The sequence below is a fragment of the Euzebya rosea genome (assembly GCF_003073135.1).
Taxonomy (GTDB): Bacteria; Actinomycetota; Nitriliruptoria; order Euzebyales; family Euzebyaceae; genus Euzebya; species Euzebya rosea.
In genome coordinates this window covers 97,981-118,671 of the sequence record NZ_PGDQ01000005.1, presented here as the reverse complement: position 1 = coordinate 118,671, position 20,691 = coordinate 97,981, and the positions used below count along the sequence as shown (strand labels likewise).

Below are 20,691 nucleotides of genomic sequence, written 5' to 3'. Positions count from 1 at the left end.
CGAGTCTATGTCGCTACTGGAGGTCGCTGACGTGGGCGCGATGGACCTCTCGATACATCTCCTCGACCTCCGCCCCGACCACCGGCCAGGCGTACTCCGCGCTGGTGCGCAGGCCCTCCGCGGCCATGGCCTTGCGGAGCTTGTCGTTGGCCAGCAGTGCTTCGAGCGCGTCGGCCAGCGCCACCGCGTTGCCGGGCGGGACCATGCGGCCCTGCACCCCGTCGGTCATCACGGTGCGGTAGCCGGGGATGTTGGAGGCAACGACCGGCAGGCCGGCCGCCATGCCCTCGAGCAGGACGATGCCGAAGGACTCCCCGCCCATGGCCGGCGACACGAAGACGTCGGCAGAGGCGTGGTAGCGCGGCAGGTCGTTGTGGCTGACCGCCCCGACGAACAGCACCTCGGTCCGCAGGCTCGGCGGGACGAGGGACTGGCAGCGCTCGCGCTCGGGCCCCTCCCCCACCACGCACAGCCGCAGGTGGTGGCCCTGGGCGCGCAGCCGCAGGAACGCCTTGATCAGCGTCTCCAGGCCCTTGCGCTTCTCCAGCCGGCCGACGAACAGCAGCAACGGACGAGTCTCGTCGACCAGGTCGTGCAGCGGCTCGGCCTCGGCGAAGCGGGTGTCGTCGACCCCGTTGGGGAGGATGCGGAACTGGCCGGCCGGGACGCCCAGCGCCTGCGAGGCGAAGCTCTGGGCCGACGGGGACACGGCCACCCGGACCTTGAGGTCGCCGACGATCTTGCGGATGAACGGGGCGGTCGCCCGGTAGACCCGGTCGCCGGTGGACCAGGCGTGGAACGTGCCGATCTTCGGCATCGGCCCGGCCACGGTCGCGGCCATCGAGACCCACGGCGCGAGCGGCTCGTGGATGTGGGTGACGTGGGGCCCCCAGTCGTTCAGCTCGCGCTTCATCCGGTAGATGATCCGGGGGTTGAGCCCGACGGGTGCGACGGAGTCGTTGTAGCGGATCGGAACCGGCCGGCCGACGACCTGGACGAGCTTGTCCAGGCCCTCGCCGCGGAGCCGCTTGCTGGCGGGTGCGTAGATGCGCACGTCGTGGCGGTCCAGCAGGAACTCCGCCAGGTTGCCGACGTGGGCCTTCACACCCCCCGGCATGCTCCAGTCGTAGGGGCACACCAACGCGATCTTCACGACGTTCCCTCTCGTGCGGCGGGGGTGGGGCGGTCGGCCTCGAAGATGGGCTGGAAGGCATGCCACTGCTCGGGCGCCAGCCGGATGAGGTCCTCGATGCCCCGGGCGGTGACCTGGACGGCCTCGCGCAGGTCGGCACCCTCGGTCTCCAGCGGCGGGAGGACCTGCAGGTGATAGCGGGTGCCGGGGCGGTGCAGCATCGTGATGGGGACGATGGGTGCGCCGGTCCGGCGGTTCAGGAGGGCAGGGCCGGCGGGGATGCGGGCGGGTTCGCCGAACAGCTCGACCAGCGGGGCCTTGCCCGACAGGTCGCGGTCGCTGAGCAGGCCGGCCAGGTGGTTCTGCTCCAGCACCGTCGCCAGACGTCCCGTCAGGTCGTCGCCCCGCCGGAGCGGCACGATCTCCAGCCCGAGCCGTTCGCGCATGGTGACGAACTTGTGGAAGACCCGGCGGGGGCGCAGCACCTCGGCCACGCACGCCAGGTGGTAGCCGTGGGACTCCGCCCAGCGCGCGGCCACGTCCCACGACCCGTGGTGGGCGAGGAGGATGATCGCGCCACGTCCCTGCTCGAGGACCCCGTCGAGGTGCTCGAAGCCGCTCGTGGTCGTGCGGTCGTCCAGCCAGGCGGGGTCCATGACGTCGGCCCGGAACGCCTCGGCGTAGTAGCGGGCGTAGGAGGCGTAGGCCCCCTCCACCGCGGTGTCCAGCTGGTCGGCGGGGACCACACGGGAGAGGTTGCGGCGGATCATCGTGTCGTCGGCGACCCGGCGGGCGAGGTCGGCTCCGACACCCGCCATGCCGAACACGGGACGGCCGGGGAGGGCGCGGACGGTCTCCCACGCGGCGTCCCAGGCGTAGCCGGTCAGGCGCTGGGCGAGCGACTCGGGGGTGCGCGGCGGCGGGACCCGGTCCACGGCGCCGTGGTTGCGGTCCACCGGCGCGCCGCGGTGTCCCGAGCCGCGGTAGGCGTGGGTGCCGTCGGGCCGGGGACCGAAGTCGTCGCGGGGCGCAGGCGCAAGACCCGGCACCATGGGTGTCGGGTCGCCCATGTGTTGCTCGAGGTCGGCCACCGCGACGGAAGCCTACGCGGAGCCGCGGACCACCCCGCCAGCCCGGTCGGCCGATGGGCAGGTCACCGGTCGGAGGGCTGGGGGACCGCGGTGGCCTGGCCGTAGACGGCGTGGAGGCGCTGGACGATGGTGAGGACCCCGCCGACGGCGAGGATGCCGGCGCCCCAGACGAGGAAGCCGTAGCCGACGGCCAGCAGGATGATGACGACGCGCTCGGGCCGCTCGATCAGGCCCACGGTGGCGTCCCAGCCGAGCGACTCGGCCTTGGCCCGCACGTAGCTGGTGATCAACGCGGCGGCGAGGGCGACCATCACCAGGGTGAAGGTGAGGGGTTCGTCGCGGGCGAGCCACAGGCACGCGCCGAAGATCGTGGCGTCGGCCACGCGGTCGGCGACGGAGTCGTAGAACGCGCCGAGCTCGCTCTGGGTGTTGGTGAGGCGGGCGACCGTGCCGTCGAAGGCATCCAGCGCCGTCGACAGTGCGGCGATCCAGCCGCCGAGGACGGGACGGCCGGACAGCAGGACCCCCATGCCGACGACGACCCCGAGCAGGCCGAGGGTGGTCAGCGTGTTGGCGGTCAGGCCGAGGCGCACCATGCCGCGACCCATCGGCACGACGGCGCGATCGGTGATGGAACGGAAGTGGGCGTTGACGGCCATGGCTGCAAGGGTACGGGGCCGCCGCGCACGTGCGGCGGGCCGGGTGGACACCGAAGTGGTCCTCCTGGCCACGGCACGCTTGGTGACCGTGCACGACCGGAGGACCGACCACGCCGTCGTGCAGCGCCGGACGCTGCGCCTGCTCGTGCTGGCCGTGGTGCCTGCCGGGATCGGGGTGACCGGCAGCTTCTCCTCCGCCGCCCTGCTGGGCGAGGACCTGACGGGTGCGGCGGCGCTCGGCACCCTGGCCGCGTCGTGCGTGACCATCGGCGGTGCCCTGTCCACGGTGCCGCTGGCGCAGCGGATGGCCCGCACCGGCCGGCGCGCCGGACTGGTCAGGGGCTGGTCGGTCGGGGCCGCCGGCAGCGCGCTGGCGGCTGCGGCGGCCATCACCGGCCTGTACCCGCTGCTGCTGCTCGGCTCGCTCGGCGTGGGGGTCGGGCAGGCGGCAGGACTCGCCGCCCGGTTCGCGGCCGCCGACCTGGCCGACGACGACGGCAGGGCACGGGCGATCGGCCTGCTGGTGTGGGCCAGCAGCCTCGGCGCGGTGTTCGGGCCCACGGTGGGGCTGGGTGCGGTCGGTCGGGCCGCCGAGGCGGCCGGACTGCCGGCGCTCGCCGGCCCCAACCTGCTGTCGGCGGTGGTGTTCGTGGGCGCGGCGGGGCTGGTGCATCGCTGGCTGCGCCCGGACCCGCTGGAGGTGCTGGGGGCGCTGCGCCCGGCGGCGCCGCGGACCGGTGCGCTGGTGGCCCTGAAGGAGCGGATCGGCGAGGCTGCCGGGCCGGTGCGGGCGGTCGCCGCCAGCCCGACCGCACGCCTGGCGGCCGGCGGCATGGTCGTCGGGCAGGCGGTGATGACCGGCGTGATGACCGCCACCCCGCTGCACATGCGGTCGGGTGCCCACGAGCTGCAGGTCGTCGGGTTCGTGATCAGCGTGCACATCATCGGCATGTACGTGTTCGCCCCGGTGGTCGGCTGGGCGGTCGACCGCGTCGGCCCGCGTGCCGTGCTGGCCCTCGGCGGCGTGGCGCTGTTCGTCGGGGGCGAGATGGCCTCCCACACCCGGGCGGAGGACTCGATGGGCGTCTTCGTCGGCCTGTTCCTCATCGGCATCGGCTGGAGCTGTGGCCTGGTCGCCGGCAGCACGATGCTGACCGCTGCGTTCCCGCCGCTGGAACGGGTGGGCGTGCAGGGCGCCGCCGACCTGCTCATGAGCGGGGCGGGCGCGCTGGCCAGCCTGTCGGCCGGCGTGATCTACCAGCTCAGCAGCTACGCCAACCTGAGCCACCTCGCCGGCCTGCTGGCGCTGACCATCACGGTGGCGGCGCTGGCGTCGATCCTCACCAGCGCCCGCCGCCGGTCCGCCCCGACCGGCTAGCGGGCGTAGGCAGCCCGGACCTGCTCCAGCACCCGATCGCTGACCGCCGCCGGTCCACCGGCGACGAGGATCCGGTCGGGGGCGTCCCCGCCGAGCGCCGCCGCGCTGGCGGGGCTCGCGTCCAGGTCGGTCGGGTCGACCAGCAGCAGGCCACCGCCGAGCCGTGCGGCCAGCACCCCGGCCCCCAGCGCGTCGGGGAACGCCGTCCCGGACGCGAGGACCAGCGGGTCCAGCCCGCCGCCACCCCGTTCGCCCGCGGCTGCACGCAATGCGGCGGCGGTGGCCCAGCGGTCGGCGCCACCTCGGCGGTCGGCCACGAACCCGCCGTCGGTCACGGCCTCCTCCACCGCCGGCGACAGCGCCGTCTCGGCACCGGCGAGGACGACCGTCGCGCCCGGGGGCAGCAGGTCGGCCAGCGCGTCGCCGGTCGTCTCCGACAGGGCGTCGGGGGCGGTCAGCAGCACCGGGACCACACCGGTCGCGGCAACCGACGATGCGGCCAGCGCGTCGGCGAAGGCGTCGCTGCGGGCGAGGACGACGGTCTCGGCGTCGCCACGCAGGGCCACGATCCGTTCGGCGATGGCACGGGCGGTGGCGGCCCGCTCCTCCCCTGCCAGCCGCACGACCTCGTACCCGCGGGCGGTCAGCTCGACCTCGACCGCAGCCGACAGCGCCTGCTGCCCACCGGCGAGGTAGACGGTTCCCACGTCCAGCCGCGCCAGCTCGTCGGCCACCGGGGCCGACAGGGCGTCGGGGGCGCTGAGCAGGAGGGGTCCGTCGACGGCCATCGCCAGCGGCCCGGCCGTCAGGGCGTCGGGGAAGTCCGCGGCGCTGGCCAGCACGGCGGCGTCGGCGGCCTCCCACCCCTCGACCGACAGCGCCACCGACGTGGCGATGCGGTCCGCACCGGCCAGCCGTCGCACGTCGAGCCCCTCCACCGGGGGCGGCTCGACCAGGCCGGCGGCCCGGAAGCTGTCGGAGTGCAGGCCGAACGAGGCGTCGATGCGCGGCAGCCAGCAGTCGTCGTTGTGGCGTCCCTCGGGGTAGACGATCGCCGTGTGCTCGACCATCTTGGCGGTCAGCTGGCCGTCCATGGCCTGCACGGCCTCGGCGAAGCGGAAGTCGTCGTCGGCGCAGGCGTCGAAGAAGTAGGCGAAGCTCGACAGGAAGTCCGGCGTGTGGCCGGTGACCTGGACCAGCGGGGCCTCGTCGGCGTTGGCGGCCATCTCGTCGGCGTCACCGACCAGCGGCGGCAGGCTGAGCGCACCCATGTGGCTGGCGATCGAGCTGAACAGGTCGGGGTTGGACCAGCCGACGGTGAAGGCCCCGTGGCCACCCATCGACACGCCGGACAGTCCCCGGAACGCCCGCTCGGGCAGGGTGCGGTACTCCGCGTCGACCTGCGGCAGCAACTCGTCGATGAACATCGACCGCCATGGGGTCACGGAGGAGTCGATGTACCACAGCGACTCGCCGTCGGGCATGACCACGATGGACTCCGCCAGCCCACCGGTGGTGAACAGCTCGTCCAGGCGGGCCTGGAAGTCGCGGGGTTCCCACTCGCGCGAGCCACCGTTGATGCCGTGCAGCAGGTACACGGTCGGGAACCGGTGGTCGGGCGCGTCGTAGTAGGACGGCGGCAGGTACATCACGTACTCGCGGCGCGTGCCCTCCACACCCGGTTCGACGATGTCGCGGAAGAAGCGGGAGTGGTTGCCGTCCTCCAGCCCCGTCGCCGGGTCGATGAGGAGGAACTCCTGGGTGACCGGCTGGAAGGCGAACGGTTCGCCGTCGCGGGTGCCGGTGATCGACCGGTTGGTGTCGACCAGCAGCCGGCCGTCGTCGGCGGTGATGACCTCGACCTCGGAGTCGGTGAGGGACAGGGTGCCGTCGGACTCCGCCAGCCATCCGGCCAGCTCGCGCTGCCGCCGGTCGGTGTCGCGGCCGTCGTGCACGTAGCCGTCGGTCAGGGTGGCCAGGAACGCATCCAGGTCACCGTCGGCGAGCGCGTCGGCCTGGGTGGCCAGCAGCTCGGTGACGGCCGCGGTCGTCGCCGCGTCGGCGGGCGAACCCGTGATGCCGTACACGACCTCGCGCAGCGACGTCTTGGAGAACAGGCCGACCGGTCCGCGGTACCAGCCACCGCCGCCGGTGAAGTCGTTCATCCGCACCGCGAGGACGTTGCGGCCACCGACGACGGGGGCCTCGGCGGGGACGGGGTACAGCCGACGCTCGAACCACTGGCTGTCGGAGTCGGGCGGCATCACACCGGTCCGGCCGATCTCCACACCGTTGAGGTAGGCGATGTCGGCATCGTCGATGAAGCCCATCGAGGCGACGAGGTTGACCCCGTCGATGCCGTCGGGCAGGTCGAAGGCCAGGCGGAACCACGCGAAGCCGTCGTAGTCGTCGAAGACGTCCTGGCCGCCCTCGGTGGGGACCTGCACCTCCTCCCAGGCGGAGTCGTCGAAGTCGGGTTCGGCCCACGCCTCGTCGTCACCGGTGGCGAACCGCCAGGTGCCCTCGAGGTCGATCGCCACCTCCTCACCTGCCCCGGTGCCGGCGTCGGCGGGCGGCACGGCGAACGGTGCCAGGACGGACACGGCCACGAGGGCCGTCGTCATGGCGAACACGGCGATGAACGCCACGAGGGCGCGGGTGATGATCACGTTGACTGCTCCGTTGTCGGCTCCGGCCGATCCCGCCCGGCGGTGGGATCGCACGTTCTGGGGGCTACTTGATGCCGCTCGAGGCGAGGTTCTCCACGAAGTACCGCTGCGCCAGCACGAACACGGTGACGGGCACGGCGATCGCGATCATGACCGCGGCGAAGATCAGGTTGGGGGTGTCGGCCGCACGGCCACCGAGCTGCTGCAACGACAGGGTCAGCACGTGGTTGTCGGTGTTGCCGGCGTTGATGACGATGAAGGGCCACACGAAGCTGTTCCAGGCGTACAGGAACATGAACGTCGACAGGGTGGCGATCGCCGGGGTGGACAGCGGCACGAAGATGCGCCACAGGATCGTCCAGCGGCCGGCGCCGTCGAGGACGGCGGCCTCCTCCAGCTCCTTGGGGATCGACACGAAGAACTGTCGGATGAGGAACGTGCCGTATGCGTTGAAGACGAACGGGAAGACCAGGGCGGCAAGCGAGTCGACCCAGCCGAAGGCGACCATCACCTGGTACAGCGGCACGATCAGGATGACGAACGGCACCATGATCGAGCCGATGTAGACGAGGAACAGCGCGTCGCGTCCGGGGAAGTCGATGCGGGCGAACGCGTAGCCGCCCATCAGGGAGGTCAGCACGGTGCCACCGACGACAAGCAGGGTCACGAGGATCGTGTTGGTCAGCGACCTGCCGAGGTTCTGCTGGTCCAGCACCTCCTCGAAGTTCTCGGGGCGAGGGCTGACGCTGTCGACCGTGGTGGCGGTGCGGATGTTGGCCTCGACGACGTCGTCGGGGTCCTCGGGCAGTGCGAACGCACCTGCGCCGCCACCGACGGACTCGACGAGGACGCGCTCCTCGCCGTCGATGTCGTACAGCGGGAGCGCCTCGTCCTGACCGGCCAGCTCGGCGGTGTCCTGGGTGTAGGGCAGGACGCGGGGCGGGTAGCGGAAGATGTCGTCGCGCGCCTTCAGGGACGCGCCGGCCACGACGAGGAACGGGAACAGCAGGCCGATGCCGACGACGGTGAGGACGCTGTACAGCCCGGCCCGACGCAGCAGCTCGCGGCGCCGGCCGCGCCGGTCGCTGTCGGCCAGGCCCGAGTCGACCCCCTCGACCTCGCGGGTGGTGGTGTCGGCCATGGTCAGACCCCTTCCACGTCAGCCCGCTGGCGGCGGAACTGCACGAAGGTGAACGCGAAGATCAGGAGGAACAGGACCCAGGCCACCGCCGAGGCGTAACCCTGGGCGAATCGGCGGAACCCCTGGTCGTAGAGGTAGACGACGGGGGTCAGGGTCGACCCCTGCGGGCCCGAGCCGACCGGGGTGTAGGTGGGGAACAGCACGACCGCCTCGCCGAACAGCTGCAGGGCGAGGATGCCGGTGGACGCGACCACGAAGAAGGTGGTGGGCGCGAGCTGCGGGAGGATGATGTAGCGGAACCGCTGCCAGCGGTTGGCCCCGTCGATCATCGCGGCCTCGGTCAGCGTCGGGTCGATGGACTGCAGGCCGGCGAGGAACAGCACCGTGTTGAAGCCGACGTACTGCCAGGCGAACACGATGACGAGGGAGATCAGCGCGAGGCTGTTGTCGCTCAGCCACTGCGGCTGGCCGGCGACCAGCTCGGGCGTCAGCGGCAGCGCCGACCAGGCTGCCGCCAGCCGGTCCAGCAGGTAGTTGACCCAGCCGACGGTGGCGTTGAAGAGCTGCCGCCAGATCAGCGCGACGGCGACGACGCCGGCGATGGAGGGGACGAAGTAGATGGCGCGGAAGACCTTGATCCCGGGCGCGTCGCTGTTGAGCAGCGACGCCAGGCCGAGCGCCGGGACCACCGACAGCGGGATGGCGAGGGCCGCGAACACGAGGATGTTGACGATGGACTTCCAGAAGACCGGGTCCTGCGCGCCGAGCACGATGTTGCCGAGGCGCAGCACCTCGGTGTAGCCGTTCAGCAGCACCTCGTTGCCGAGCTGTCCGGCCTCGGCGGTGGCGACGGTCAGCGACATGATCCGCACGTAGTTGGCCAGGCCGACGAAGTCGGGGGTGCCGAAGGCGTCCCAGTCGTTGAGGCTGACCCACAGGCTGAACAGCAGGGGGCCGGCGAAGAAGGCGAGGAAGCCCAGGGCGTTGGGGCTGACGAACAGCAGCCCGTCGAGGGTGGCGCTGCTGGAGCTGGTCCCACGAAGGTGGACGACGACGTCGTTGCGCCGGCTGCGGAACGCCGCGAACGCGCTGGTGACCGCGACGACCAGCAGGCCGAGCTCGGCCACGCCGCCGAGGCGACCGAGGAAGGTCAGCAGGCCGGGCAGCAGGCCGACGGCCAGCAGCATGGCGGCAAGCGCCCCGATGGCAACCCAGCGGGCCACCCGGGCGACCGGGGACCACGCGGTGGCCGCGAAGGCCAGGACGGCCAGCAGCAGGAACGGCACCCCGCGGGCGAAGGTCTCGCCGAGGGCGTCCATGCCCGTGAAGACGCCGGTTCGCTGCAGCAGCAGCGCGGCGGACCCCACGGCCGTCAGGTAGCTGATGACGACGGTGCCGAGCAGTCCCGAGGGACGTCGGCGCCGGAGCCCGATGATGGTGGCCACGTCGCCGGCGGCGAACGCGACCGCCGTGGCGACCAGGCCGGTCGCGACGGCGCCGCTGGGCTCCTCGGCCTGCTGCACGAGGACCGCCACGGCCACCGCGCCCAGGAGGTGCACGACGTGCCATGCGGTCATGGCCGTCGTCCACGTGGGCGCGGACACGGCACCGCTCCATCGCGACGGCGAGGTGGTCGTGGCGGTCATGGCGGCTCCGGGGTGGTGCCGCCGGGGTGCGCAGCGTGTCGCGTGCGCACCCCGGCGGGGTTGGTGTGGCTGACCTACTGGAAGGTGGCGTCCAGCGGCTCGCAGGCGGTCGCCTGGAAGTCCTCCAGCGAGACGTCACCGGCGACGAGCGCCTCGATCTGCGGGGCCAGCGCCGAGTCGAACGCGGGCCAGTCGCCCTGCCACAGCGGACCCTCGGCGACGGGGTTCTCGCTGATGCCGTCGATGAACGCCTGGTTGTTCTCCGGCGGGGTGAAGCCGAGGAAGGTGTCGATGACGGCAGGGTCGTCGGTGCGCGAGGGGATGTTGGCACCCAGCTCGGCGATGGTCCCCTGGACTGCACCGTCGGTCAGGCGGGTGACCAGCTCGAAGGCCTCCTCGGGGTGCTCGGTGTTGGCGTTGACGACGTAGGCGCCCCAGAACAGCCAGTTGGAGGGACCGCCCGGACCGTCGGGGAGCTTGACGACGTCCCAGTCGAAGGTGGCGGAGGCACGGGTACCGGGGGTGGCCCAGCGACCGTTCATGAACATGCCGACCTGACCGGCCAGGAACGGCGGCTCGGCGTCCTCGCCGTAGGGCACTGCGATGCCGTCCTGGTACAGGCCGGTCATGAACTCCAGGCCCTGGATGGCCTCGTCGGTGTCGACGGCGCAGCCGGTGCGGTCGTCGGTGAAGAAGGAGCCGCCGGCGGCGTTGATCCAGTAGCCGGGGTTGGCCCACCAGTTGTTCATGCCGAAGCCGTTGATCTGCGGGTCCAGCGCGGCGACGGCGTCGGCGACCTCGCGGAAGGCCTCCCAGTCCCACTCGCCGTTGGCGGCGAGCTCGCGCGGGTCGGCGGCGCCGGCCTCGGCGATGAGGTCCATGTTCAGGTACAGCGCGAAGGCCGACACGTCACGGGGCAGGCCCCACAGCGCGGAGTTGTCGCCGGCTTCGGGGGACACGGTCAGCAGCTCCATGACCTGGGAGTAGTAGGCGTCGTCACCGGCGTAGGCGTCGGAGGACTCGGCCATGTCGCGCAGGTCCATGATCAGGCCGCGGGTGGCGAAGTCGGCCACGTCGGTGCCGGGGATCCAGAAGACGTCGGGCGCCGTGCCCGCGGCGATCTCGGTGCGGAGCACGTCCTGGTAGGAGGAGGTCTCGGAGCCACCGGGCTCGTAGGCCAGCGTCACGCCGTCCCACTCGCCGTCGACGGTCTCGCTGACCTCGGAGTAGACCTCGATCTCGGCCTGGTTGTCGGGGCGGGTGCGCCAGCGCAGCGTGACCTCGCCGTCGCCGGACTCGTCGGCGGCGTCGTCGGCAGGTTCTTCCTCGACGTCGTCGGCCGGCTCGTCTGCCGGCTCCTCTTCCGGCTCGCCTGCGGTGGTGTCCTCGGTGGAGGCGGTGTCGCCACCGTCCTCGGCGTCATCGGTGCTGACCTCGCTGCCGCATGCAGCGGCGAGCATCGCCAGGACCAGAACGAGTCCCAGCCAACGGTATCGGCTCATCGTGTTTCCCTTCGGTTTCGACATCGGCCCGTTCGGGCTGACGTCACGGAACGCTGACAATGGATGTGCCTCAGCCGGCCGCCGGGAAGGCCGCCGGTGTGGCGAGGGAGAGGTGGGGGATCGTCCGGCGCGCGTCGGCGTCCGGGGCCACGGCCGCGGCACGCAGCAGCGCGGCGGAGTCCTCGGGGAGCGTGTCGTTGATGAACACGCCGAGTGCGGTCTCGACGCTGGCGCGGATCTTCAGCTTGGCCGGCGAGCGGTGCGGTGGGAGGAACTCGAAGGCCAACCGGTGGTCGGCCACCGGCGTGCCGTCGGCGTCGGCCGGCGCCTCGTGGCAGACCATCAGGTAGGCCATCGGGTCCTCCCAGACGTCGTCGTAGGCCTGGACGACGGTGCGCAGCGCCAGGGCCAGCGACACCCGTTCGTCGGCGGTCAGGTCCGACAGGCGGCCGACGCCGTCCCGGCGGGCGCGGACGTGGACCTCGAAGGGCCAGTCCGGCGCGAACGGCACGGCTGCCACGAACGCGTCGTCGACGAAGAGGCAGCGGTCGCTGGCGACGTCCTGGTCCACGACCGCCTGGGAGAGGGACTCGCCGGTGCGGGCGCGGTAGCGGGCCAGGGCGTCCACACGGTGGGCGACGGCGGGCGGGATGCGGTCGAGGGCGTAGATCTGGCCGTGGGGGTGGGAGAGGGTTGCGCCCACGGCCTCACCGCGGTTCTCGAAGACCATCACGACGCGGTTGGTCGGGTCGGCCCACAGCGCCGCGGAGCGGTCGGCCCAGATGAGGATCACGCGGGCGAGCTCGGCGTCGGTGAGCGTGGCGAGCGAACCGGTGTGGGTCGGCGTGTAGAGCACGACCTCGCAGCGGCCCCGGGACCGGTCGGTCAGCGGGTCGAGGCCCGGGATGGCCGGGCCGGCGGGCGCGGGCGGCGGGTCGGGGGTGAAGGACGGGAACCGGTTGTCGAACACGGCCGCCTGGTAGTCCATGGGGACCTCGGGGCCACCGGGGCACAGCGGGCAGGTCGACTTGGCAGCGCGGGCCGAGGGGGCGTGGGGCCGCGTGTTGCGGGCGGGCGACACCGCGACCCACGTGTCGCGAAGGGCGTTGTAGCGCTGGTGGATGGCCGGGGGTTCCGCAACGGCAACCGCGTCGTCGGCCGAGGTCATCGGCTGGTCAACCGTGCCGCCGTCCACGTACAGGTGCAGCCAGCGCCCGTCCGGGTGCTGGATGTCGCGTCGCTCGACCGTTTCCGCCATGTGTCGGAAAGGTGTACTAGTACTTTCGAAGTCTTGTCAAGTGTGGGTTCGGGTTTCGATTGCGAAACCCCCACGCACGGCGTGATCAGCGTTGAATATTGTTCAGCAGGGATGTCCACGCCCGCGAGGACGACGCCCCCATCAGGACCAGGCCACCTCGACGCACGGCGACCGGTGCCCCGTCCAGCGGCCCGCCGACGGCGCTGCCGAGCACGGCCACGTCGTCGTCCTGCACCTCCAGCGTCTCCAGCCAGGGCCCCGCGTCGCACGGCTCGGCGTCGCCGATCCGCACCCGTGACGGCGGGGTGTCGCGCGGCCACCCCCGGGGGCTGCCGGCCCGGTCGACCAGGGCGCCGAGGCGGCCGGTCAACCCGGACGGGGTGGCGGTGTCGACCCAGACCGCGTCGTCGTCGCGGACGAGGCTGCGTGGCCCGACCACGACCGTGACGCCGGCCTCGAGGGCGGCCTCGACGGTCGCCAGGCGGGCGGGCGTCACCCGGTGGAAGGCGGGGAGCACCACCAGCCCGTAGCCGGTCAGGTCGGCGTCGTCGCCGACGACGTCGACCACGTGACCGGCCGCACGAAGGGCCCGGTGCGCGGCAACCGCGAGCGTGCGATGGGACGCCCCGTGGGTCTGCGGCACGATGTCGGGGATCCACGCGTCGGCGTAGTCGGCGACCACGGCGGCGGTGGCAGGCCGGCGAGGGGGCGCCGTCGCGGGCAGGCGTCGGGCGGCCTCCCGTACTTCCGCGTAGGCGGGGGCCTCACGTCGGTCGTGGGTCAGCAGGGCGGCGTGGTGCTGCTCCTGCCCAGCACGGGCCATGCGCCAGCGGAACACGAGCAGCGTGTCGATCCCCTGCGTTGCGGCCTGGTCGATCCACTCCCCCACCTGTCCGGGCGGGACAGCGGGGTTGTCGCCGGTCCAGTTGACCGGGCCCGGCTGCTGCTCGACGACCCATGCCCGGCCGCCGCGCGCATCGACGCCGTCGCCGGCCTGCATCGCGGTCCCGCGTGCGAGGTCGAGGTTGAACGCCACCTCGGCGGGGTCGCCGAGGCCGTGGGGGTAGCTGTCGATCGCGCCGATGCCGTTGGGTCGGTGCACCGAGCGGGCGTCGATGTCGAGGTCGCCCATGTAGAGGTTGGTGAACGTCGGGACACCCGGCGAGTGCTCGGCCAGCACGTCGCGTTGCACGGCCAGTCCCTCGCAGACCTGGTTGCTGGCGAAGCGGCGGTGGGCGAGCTCCAGGCTCGGGTTGTGGACCGTCATCGTCGGTGCGGGCAGCTCGACGGACGACCAGTCGGGGTAGGTCATCGACCAGAACGCCTGTCCCCAGCGGGCGTTGAGCGCGTCGATGTCGCCGTAGCGGTCCTGCAGCCAGTCCCTGAACGCCTGCTGGCAGGCGGGGCACCAGCAGCGGGCCGAGTCGTGGTTGCCCGGCTCGTTGTCGATCTGCCACGCGTCCAGCGCGACGTGGGTGCCGTAGCGGCGGGCCAGCACCTCCACGATGCGGGCGGACTCCTCCCGGTAGGCGGGGGACGTGGGGCAGGTGTGCCGGCGGCTGCCGTAGGGACGGGCACGGCCGTCGGTGCCGGCGATGCGGATCTCGGGGCGTTCGCGCATCAGCCAGACCGGCGGGGTCGCCGTGGGGGTGCCGAGGACCACCCGCATGCCCGCGTCGGCGATGCCCTCGACGGCCCGGTCGAGCCAGCCGAGGTCCCAGCGGTCGCGTGCGGGCTCCATGGCCGACCACGCGAACTCGCCGATGCGGACGACCTGCAGGCCGAGGTCGGCCATGCGGGCCAGGTCGTCGGCCCAGTCCTGCTCGGGCCACTGCTCGGGGTACCAGCAGACCCCGAGCCGCATCAGGCCACCGCCCCTGCGGGTTCGCCGCGGAGCCGGCCGGCGTCGGCGTCGTCGACGTCGGGCTGCCATGTCGGGGCGGGGGTACCGTCGCTGGTCCGCAGCAGGTGGCGGGTCACCTCCAGGCCCCGCGCGTCGAGCCGGTCGAGGTGGTCGCTGGACACCGCCAGGCCGTCGAGGACGTCGAGGTAGCCGGCCCACTCCTCGCGCCGGCCGACCTCCTCGCGGACCAGGACGCAGTCGGGGTCGTTGATCCACAGCCGGCCGTGCTGCCAGGCGCGGGCCCGGCCGGCCTGCAGCGCACCCTGCATCGACGGCTGGGAGACGTCGCCGAGCGGTGGCTCCCAGACGGGGTCGATGTCGGGCGAGATGCGCATGGCGTCCACCCGTCCCACCGACGGCAGCAGCGGGGCGCCGCAGCCGAGCAGGGTGGCGTCGGGGCCGATGGCCTCGCGGATCAGGCGCAGCCCCTCGCCGTAGGCGTCCAGCGGGGCGATGTCGGCGTGGCGGCGGCCGGGTAGGGCACCGGCGTAGACGAAGTCGATCTTGTGGTAGTCGAACCCCCACGACCGGAGCGTCGAGAACAGCTCGACGAGGTGCTCGGCGGCGTCGGGATGGGTGACGTCGAGGACGCGGATCGGCTGGCCCCAGTGCTCGTCGCTGGCCAGGGCCCCGCCGACCAGCCAGTCGGGGTGCTGGCGGGCCAGGGCGGAGTTCGCCCCGACGCAGAACGGTGCGGTCCACAGGCCCGCGCCCATGCCCGCGTCGGCGATCCGGGCGGTCAGCGCCGACAGCGGGCGGGGGAAGGCGGCGGTGTTGCGGTCCAGCCAGTCGCCGATGTCGGCCTGGTAGCCGTCGTCGACCTGCACGACGTCGATCGGCAGGTCGGCGGCCACGGCCGCGTCGACGGCGGTGACGACGTCGGCGTCGGTGACGTGGGGGCCGTGGCAGTACCAGGAGCACCAGCCGGGCGCCTGCGGACGGATCCGGACGTCCAGCTGGCGGCCGAGGGCGTCCCCCCAGGCGGCCAGGGCCGAGGGGATGTCCCCGTCGTGCTCGGTGATCGCGACCTCGCCGTTGGCGGTGACCCTGATCCGGTCGCCGTCGACGGTGGCCCGGATGGACGGCATCCGTCGGTGCGGGTCGTCGGTGGCGATGATCGTGGAGGGGCCGTCGGGGTCGGGCTGCACGACCAGCAACCCCTCTCCCTGCATGCCGTGGTCCGGTGCGGGGGTCTCGGGTCGGTAGGCCATGGTCTGCCAGCGGGGACGGGCGGGCCGGGGGCTGGTGGCCGTGGCCCGGTGCACGCCGGCGGGGCTCCACGACTGCCAGCCGTGCTCGTAGACGACGGCGCGGTCGGGTGTGCACGGCATCTCCGCGACCTCGACGAAGCCCTCGGTCGTGGTCTCGGGGTGCGCGGGGGTCTGGCTGGTCATCGGTGGGCTCGTCCTTCTGCGGTCAGCGACCCCCTGACGTCGACGGTGTCGACGGCGAGTCCGGTCGCGCGGAGCTCGGCGACCACCCCGGACGGGGCCTGGTCGTCGGTGATGAGGAGGTCGACGTGGTCGAGGTCGCACACCTTGGCGAGGGCGACCTGTCCCAGCTTGGTGCCGTCGGCGACGACGACGCGGTGGGCGGCGGCCCGGATCATGCGGCGCTTGACGGTGCTCTCGGGCAGGTTGACGTTGGTCACCCCGGCGGTGACGTCGACCCCGTTGCAGCCGATGAAGGCCAGGCGTGCGTTGATGTGTTCCAGGACCAGCCCGGCCAGCGGCTCGACCAACGAGTGCTGCTTGGGGCGCAGCGTGCCGCCGGTCACCACGACGGCGATGCGGGGGTGGGCGACCTCCAGCTCGAGGGCGATGGTGATGGAGGACGTGAAGACGCTGACGTCGGTCAGGTCCTCGCGGGTGGCCAGCTCCTTGGCGATCGCGGTCGTCGTCGTGCCGACGTCGAGGATGATGGAGTCGCCGGGCTCGACCATGTCGACGGCCCGGGCGGCGATGGCCCGCTTCTGCAGCTGCGCGGTGGTGGCGGTCTCCTCGAAGGTCCGCTCGGGTTCGGCCATCGGCCGGGGAACGGCGCCACCTCGGACGCGCTTGAGGAGGCCGCGGTCCTCGAGGTGGTCGAGGTCGCCGCGGACGGTGACCTCGCTGACCTTGAACGCCTCGGCCAGGTCGGCCACGCGCACGAACTCGCGCTCGCGGAGCAACCCGACGGTGCGGTCACGGCGGATGCGCGCCGGGGTCGGTTCGTGGTCGTCCGGCTGCTCGGCACCGTCGCTGCCCATGCTCGCCTCCTCGGTCGTGGTGGGGTCGCCCGCACAGCCCATCCGGCTGCTTGTGGAACGGGTTGTGAAACCTTACGTTACGCGCCCCAACGAAAGGACGTGCAACGTGCGACGGGTGACGGCCTGGGCCCCCGGTCGGGTGAACCTGATCGGTGAGCACACCGACCACACCGACGGCCTCGCGCTGCCGATGGCCCTCGACGTCGGCGTGCGCCTGGAGGGCGAGGTGGGCGGCGACCGCGTCCAGCTGCGTTCCGCCGACGCGCCGGTGCCGGTGGACATCCCGGCGGACGGCTCCTCGGCACCGTCCGACGGCTGGGGTCGGTACGTCGCGGCCGTCGCCGCCGAGCTGCATGCCCTCGGGCGCCCGCCGGTGGGCGTGGTCGGGACGGTGTCGTCCACGCTGCCCCAGGGGATCGGCCTGTCGTCGTCTGCGGCGCTGGAGGTTGCGGTTGCGGTTGCGCTGCTGCGCGCGGCCGACCGTGCCCTTCCGGCGGTGGAGGTCGTCCGGGCGTGTCGCCGGGCCGAGCACGCCGCCGTCGGCGTGCCGTCGGGCGTGCTGGACCAGGCCGCGTCGGTGCTGTCGCGCAGCGGTGCGGCCCTGCTGCTGGACTGCGCCGACCTCTCCCACGAGGACGTGGCCCTGCCCGACGGGATCGCGGTGCTGATCATCGACTCAGGGGTCACCCGGCAGCTGGAGGGGTCGGGCTACGCCACCCGTACCCGCGAGCTGGGGGCGTCCCTGCACGTCCTCGACGGCCGGCGTCCCGCGGACGTCGCAGTTGCGGAGCTGGCGGCCTTGACGGCTGGCATGGACGACGTGCCGGCCCGTAGGCTGCGGCACGTGGTGACCGAGAACGACCGCGTGCGGGCCACCGTCGCGGCCTTCGCGGCGGCCGACCTGGGCACGGTCGCGACGTTGTTCGCCGACAGCCACGCCAGCCTGCGCGACGACTTCGAGGTGACGGTGCCCCAGACCGACCGGCTGGTCGACCTGCTGAAGGACAACGGTGCGCTGGCCAGCCGCATGACCGGCGGTGGCTTCGGTGGCGCGGTGATCGGGCTGGTCCACGCCGACGAGGCCGACGCAGTGGCCGAGGCGACCCTGTCCGCCTACGGCCGGGCGTACCCCGACCTGCGGGCCCGCACCGTCCTGACCCGGCCGGGCGCCGGGGCGGCCGAGCAGGCCGCCGACGTCCTGACGCCGTGACCGCCACCGATCCCCTCACCCTGGTCCAGGGCCGCATGCGGGTCGTGGTGGACCCGGCGGCCGGCGGACGCCTGGCGTCGTGGTCGGTCGATGGCCGCGAGCTGCTGCTCGGGCCGGACCCGTCGCGGGGGCCGATCCACTGGGGCTGCTACCCGATGGTCCCCTGGGCCGGCCGGGTGCGCGACGCGCTGATCGCGTGGGAGGACGAGCAGGTGCGGCTGCCCCACCCGGCCGGCGACCATGCCCTGCACGGCGTGGGCTACCTGATGCCCTGGACGGTGGTGGGCCACGACGCCGACCGGGTGGACCTGCGGCTGGAACTACCCCGGACGGATCGCGACGTGGAGGGATGGCCCTTCGGCGGGGTGGTCGAGCAGACGGTGACCGCGGTCGAGGACGGGGTGGCGCTGTCGATGACCGTGACCGCCGGCGACCGGACGATGCCGTTGACGGTCGGCTGGCACCCATGGTTCGTCCGCCACCTCGACGGGGTCGGGGCTCGGGTGGCGCTGGCGGCCGGACGCATGCTCGAGCGCGACACCGACGGGCTGCCGACCCACCGATGGACGACTCCGTCCGCCGAGCCGTGGGACGACTGCTTCACCGACCTGTCCGCCACCCCGGCGGTCGTCTGGCCCGGGCTCGGGCGGGTCGAGGTGACCAGCGACCTCGACCACGTCGTGGTCTTCACCGAACACCCCGAGGGGGTCTGCGTGGAACCCCAGTCGGGCCCGCCGGACGAGGCCAACCATGCCGAGCCGCGGGTGGTCAGGGCTGGTGAGTCGTTCCGTTGCACCGCGACCCTGCGCTGGACGTCCGGCTAGCTCACCGGTGGCCAGCGGTCGGGGTGCCCCGGGTCACTCGGCCGCGTCGAACGCGGGCTTGAGCATCGCGTAGGTGTCGGCCATCAGCTGCGGGAGGACGCGTGTCTGGCCGATGACCGGCATGAAGTTGGTGTCGCCGCCCCAACGGGGGACGACGTGCTGGTGCAGGTGGTCGGCGATCCCCGCCCCGGCGACGGTCCCGAGGTTCATGCCGACGTTGAACGCGTGGGGGCCAGCGGCGGCCTTGAGCGCCCGGATGGTGCGCTGGGTGAGGGCCGCGATCTCGGTGACCTCGTCGTGGCTGAGCGCGGCGTAGTCGTCGGTGTGGGTGTAGGGGATGACCATCGCGTGGCCGGGGTTGTAGGGGTAGGCGTTGAGCAGCACGAACGCGTGCTCGCCCCGGTGGATCACCCGCTCGTCGTCGCCGTGCTCGTCGGCCAGGCAGAACGGGCAGCCGTTGCTGGAGCTGTCGGGATCGGTGACGTACTCCAGCCGCCACGGCGTCCACAGCCGGTCGTACCGGTCGATCCGCGGGTCCAGCGGGTCGGCGTCCGGGTCGGTCCGGTCGGGTGCGGTGCCGTGGGGGTCGCTCGTCACGACGCAGAGCCTACTGACCCGGCCGACCCCGAGGCAGCCCCTCCCCTCCTCGAGGGCGGCACCCCCTCCTCCCCCGGGTGGCCGTTCTCCCCAACCGGATGGAATCGCCTCCTGAATCGGGCATCCCGTCGTGGCGTGGAGGCGATTCCGTCGGATGTCCCCGTCGGCGGATCCTGACCCACTTCCGCCCCTGCGACGGGCCGGTGGGGACGGTTCCGTCACGGCCGGCGTCGCTGACCTGCGGAAACGGCGTCGCGTCGCCGTCGCCGGGGACGAATCCGTCAGGGAGTGGGGACGATTCCGCCGTGGGGGCGGGCTGTTCCGGCGGTCGATCCGGGTCGACGCGGCCGTGCTGGTGGAGGCGATTCCCACCGCCGGCGGAGGCGATTCCATCCGGGGAGGGGGGCCGGGGGGGGCAGGCGAGGGAGGGTCAGCCGCCGAAGCCGGGGACCAGCGGGTCGAGGCGGGCCAGGAGCTCGACGGCGATGCGGCCGCCGAGGTCGTCGCGGCCGTCGATCTCCACGACGACGAGGTCGCCGTCGGCCACGACCGTCACGCTGTCGGCGATGGCGCTGGAGTCGAGCTCGGAGATGCGGGCCACCTCGGCGCGGGGGTCCTCGATGCCGACGGCGGCGGCCACGACCTGCGGCCCCTCTCCCACCTCGGGCAGCGAGCACACCATCGTCGTGCCGACATCGTCGGCGTACACCGTGACGCCGTAGCAGCCGCGTTCGTCGGCCAGCGCCACGAGGCGGCGGACCGGCTCGACGTCGGCCATCGTCGGCCCGGTGCCGGACAGCGCATCGATGCCCGTCGACACCGTGCTGAGCCCCAGCACGCCGTCGACGACGGTCAGGGTCACCGGACGGCCCAGCTGGTCCAGCGGGTGGGGATCCTCGAGGGAGGGCTCGAGGTCCTCACCCTCACCGAGGCGCCACGGCGGGCCGTCCTCGCCCAGCACACCGGCCATCGCGTCGACGTCGATGCGGCCGGCGCCGACCGTCGTCTCGGTCGGCGGGGCGGCGGCGTGCACGACCCAGTCGAGCTCGTCCAGGTTCCACCCGGCGACGGCGGGCAGCTCGTCCAGCAGCGCGGCGCCGAGGGTCTGCACGAACCGCGGCAGCGGCACCGCCACGGGACCGGCGCCCACGCCGGCGAGCGCGACCAGGCTGTCGGTCGGGTCCCCACCCGACGCGGGCCACTCGACCCCGGCCAGCTCCGCCGCCGCGGCGAGGTCCCCCATGGTGACCTCGACGGACTCCTCGGCGGGATCGATCAGGGGCAGCAGCGCCAGCCGCTGCTCCCACTGACCGGCGTCGACGCTGGCCCCGGACTCGACGTCACCGGACTCGCTGCTGGTCCCGCTGCACGCGGCAGCGGCCACGGCGAGGCACAGCACGAGGACGACCCATCTCCAGTGCATGTCCTCAACC

16 protein-coding genes are annotated in these 20,691 nt (G+C 73.0%); 3 read left to right on the top strand and 13 right to left on the bottom strand.

All coding sequences use genetic code 11. From position 1 onward, the window contains the following. Window positions 1-13 precede the first annotated feature (13 nt). From CUC05_RS07710 to CUC05_RS07700, 3 genes are all read right to left on the bottom strand, one after another. Window positions 14-1,153 carry a glycosyltransferase family 4 protein gene (locus CUC05_RS07710; protein ID WP_108665511.1) on the bottom strand — a complete coding sequence of 380 codons (1,140 nt, stop codon included), beginning with the start codon at window positions 1,151-1,153 and terminating at the stop codon, window positions 14-16. Beyond that, window positions 1,150-2,223, bottom strand: coding sequence for a phosphatidylinositol mannoside acyltransferase (locus CUC05_RS07705; RefSeq protein WP_108665510.1), 1,074 nt, complete (start codon window positions 2,221-2,223; stop codon window positions 1,150-1,152). Before CUC05_RS07705 ends, CUC05_RS07710 begins: the two co-directional genes overlap by 4 nt. Before the next feature lie 62 nt (window positions 2,224-2,285). Next, window positions 2,286-2,882, bottom strand: coding sequence for a CDP-alcohol phosphatidyltransferase family protein (locus tag CUC05_RS07700; RefSeq protein ID WP_108665768.1), 597 nt, complete (start codon window positions 2,880-2,882; stop codon window positions 2,286-2,288). Between the two features lie 43 nt (window positions 2,883-2,925). Here CUC05_RS07700 and CUC05_RS07695 point away from each other — a divergent pair, with 43 nt between their 5' ends. Continuing rightward, window positions 2,926-4,260 (top strand): MFS transporter, encoded by a 1,335-nt coding sequence (locus tag CUC05_RS07695; protein WP_157965332.1) that lies wholly within the window; start codon window positions 2,926-2,928, stop codon window positions 4,258-4,260. Here the strand turns inward: CUC05_RS07695 and CUC05_RS07690 are convergent. The 8 genes from CUC05_RS07690 to CUC05_RS07655 all read right to left on the bottom strand — a co-directional run bounded on the left by CUC05_RS07690 (window position 4,257) and on the right by CUC05_RS07655 (window position 16,627). Continuing rightward, the gene (locus CUC05_RS07690; protein ID WP_157965331.1) at window positions 4,257-6,929 is read right to left on the bottom strand and encodes a cell wall-binding repeat-containing protein; all 2,673 of its coding nucleotides are present in this window, start codon (window positions 6,927-6,929) and stop codon (window positions 4,257-4,259) included. The two genes, CUC05_RS07695 and CUC05_RS07690, sit on opposite strands and share 4 nt — an antisense overlap. Before the next feature lie 64 nt (window positions 6,930-6,993). Beyond that, a complete protein-coding gene (locus CUC05_RS25835) occupies window positions 6,994-8,070 on the bottom strand; it encodes a carbohydrate ABC transporter permease (RefSeq protein ID WP_108665507.1) in 1,077 nt (358 codons plus the stop codon). A 2-nt stretch (window positions 8,071-8,072) separates the two neighbouring features. Next, complete coding sequence (locus tag CUC05_RS07680) at window positions 8,073-9,716, bottom strand: carbohydrate ABC transporter permease (protein ID WP_108665506.1); 1,644 nt, start codon at window positions 9,714-9,716, stop codon at window positions 8,073-8,075. Window positions 9,717-9,790: 74 nt separating this feature from the next. Continuing rightward, a complete protein-coding gene (locus CUC05_RS07675; RefSeq protein WP_157965330.1) occupies window positions 9,791-11,218 on the bottom strand; it encodes an ABC transporter substrate-binding protein in 1,428 nt (475 codons plus the stop codon). Between the two features lie 70 nt (window positions 11,219-11,288). Further along, on the bottom strand, window positions 11,289-12,476 hold the full coding sequence (galT, locus tag CUC05_RS07670) for a galactose-1-phosphate uridylyltransferase (protein ID WP_108665504.1): 1,188 nt from the start codon (window positions 12,474-12,476) through the stop codon (window positions 11,289-11,291). Between the two features lie 85 nt (window positions 12,477-12,561). Continuing rightward, a complete protein-coding gene (locus CUC05_RS07665) occupies window positions 12,562-14,340 on the bottom strand; it encodes a beta-galactosidase (RefSeq protein ID WP_170127949.1) in 1,779 nt (592 codons plus the stop codon). Then, window positions 14,340-15,773, bottom strand: a complete 1,434-nt coding sequence (locus CUC05_RS07660) for a glycoside hydrolase family 36 protein (protein ID WP_205712201.1) — start codon at window positions 15,771-15,773, stop codon at window positions 14,340-14,342. The genes CUC05_RS07665 and CUC05_RS07660 overlap by 1 nt, the downstream gene beginning before the upstream one ends. Further along, window positions 15,770-16,627, bottom strand: a complete 858-nt coding sequence (locus CUC05_RS07655) for a DeoR/GlpR family DNA-binding transcription regulator (RefSeq protein WP_108665766.1) — start codon at window positions 16,625-16,627, stop codon at window positions 15,770-15,772. The genes CUC05_RS07660 and CUC05_RS07655 overlap by 4 nt, the downstream gene beginning before the upstream one ends. Before the next feature lie 106 nt (window positions 16,628-16,733). Between CUC05_RS07655 and galK the strand changes: the two genes are divergently transcribed. After that, window positions 16,734-17,837 carry a galactokinase gene (gene galK, locus CUC05_RS24560; RefSeq protein ID WP_170127948.1) on the top strand — a complete coding sequence of 368 codons (1,104 nt, stop codon included), beginning with the start codon at window positions 16,734-16,736 and terminating at the stop codon, window positions 17,835-17,837. Further along, window positions 17,834-18,661, top strand: a complete 828-nt coding sequence (locus CUC05_RS07640; RefSeq protein ID WP_108665502.1) for an aldose 1-epimerase — start codon at window positions 17,834-17,836, stop codon at window positions 18,659-18,661. Before galK ends, CUC05_RS07640 begins: the two co-directional genes overlap by 4 nt. A 33-nt stretch (window positions 18,662-18,694) precedes the next feature. Here CUC05_RS07640 and CUC05_RS25530 read toward each other — a convergent pair whose 3' ends face one another. Continuing rightward, the gene (locus tag CUC05_RS25530) at window positions 18,695-19,201 is read right to left on the bottom strand and encodes an HIT family protein (RefSeq protein ID WP_420810897.1); all 507 of its coding nucleotides are present in this window, start codon (window positions 19,199-19,201) and stop codon (window positions 18,695-18,697) included. 487 nt (window positions 19,202-19,688) lie between these two features. Next, a complete protein-coding gene (locus CUC05_RS07630) occupies window positions 19,689-20,681 on the bottom strand; it encodes a hypothetical protein (RefSeq protein ID WP_108665500.1) in 993 nt (330 codons plus the stop codon). Window positions 20,682-20,691: the final 10 nt, after the last annotated feature.

Coding starts and splice junctions, on each gene's coding strand:
- CUC05_RS07700 (WP_108665768.1), bottom strand. CDS start 2,882: ATGGCCGTCAACGCCCACTTCCGTTCCATCACCGATCGCGCCGTCGTG.
- CUC05_RS25835 (WP_108665507.1), bottom strand. CDS start 8,070: ATGGCCGACACCACCACCCGCGAGGTCGAGGGGGTCGACTCGGGCCTG.
- CUC05_RS07680 (WP_108665506.1), bottom strand. CDS start 9,716: ATGACCGCCACGACCACCTCGCCGTCGCGATGGAGCGGTGCCGTGTCC.
- CUC05_RS07675 (WP_157965330.1), bottom strand. CDS start 11,218: ATGAGCCGATACCGTTGGCTGGGACTCGTTCTGGTCCTGGCGATGCTC.
- galT (WP_108665504.1), bottom strand. CDS start 12,476: ATGGCGGAAACGGTCGAGCGACGCGACATCCAGCACCCGGACGGGCGC.
- CUC05_RS07665 (WP_170127949.1), bottom strand. CDS start 14,340: ATGCGGCTCGGGGTCTGCTGGTACCCCGAGCAGTGGCCCGAGCAGGAC.
- CUC05_RS07660 (WP_205712201.1), bottom strand. CDS start 15,773: ATGACCAGCCAGACCCCCGCGCACCCCGAGACCACGACCGAGGGCTTC.
- CUC05_RS07655 (WP_108665766.1), bottom strand. CDS start 16,627: ATGGGCAGCGACGGTGCCGAGCAGCCGGACGACCACGAACCGACCCCG.
- CUC05_RS07630 (WP_108665500.1), bottom strand. CDS start 20,681: ATGCACTGGAGATGGGTCGTCCTCGTGCTGTGCCTCGCCGTGGCCGCT.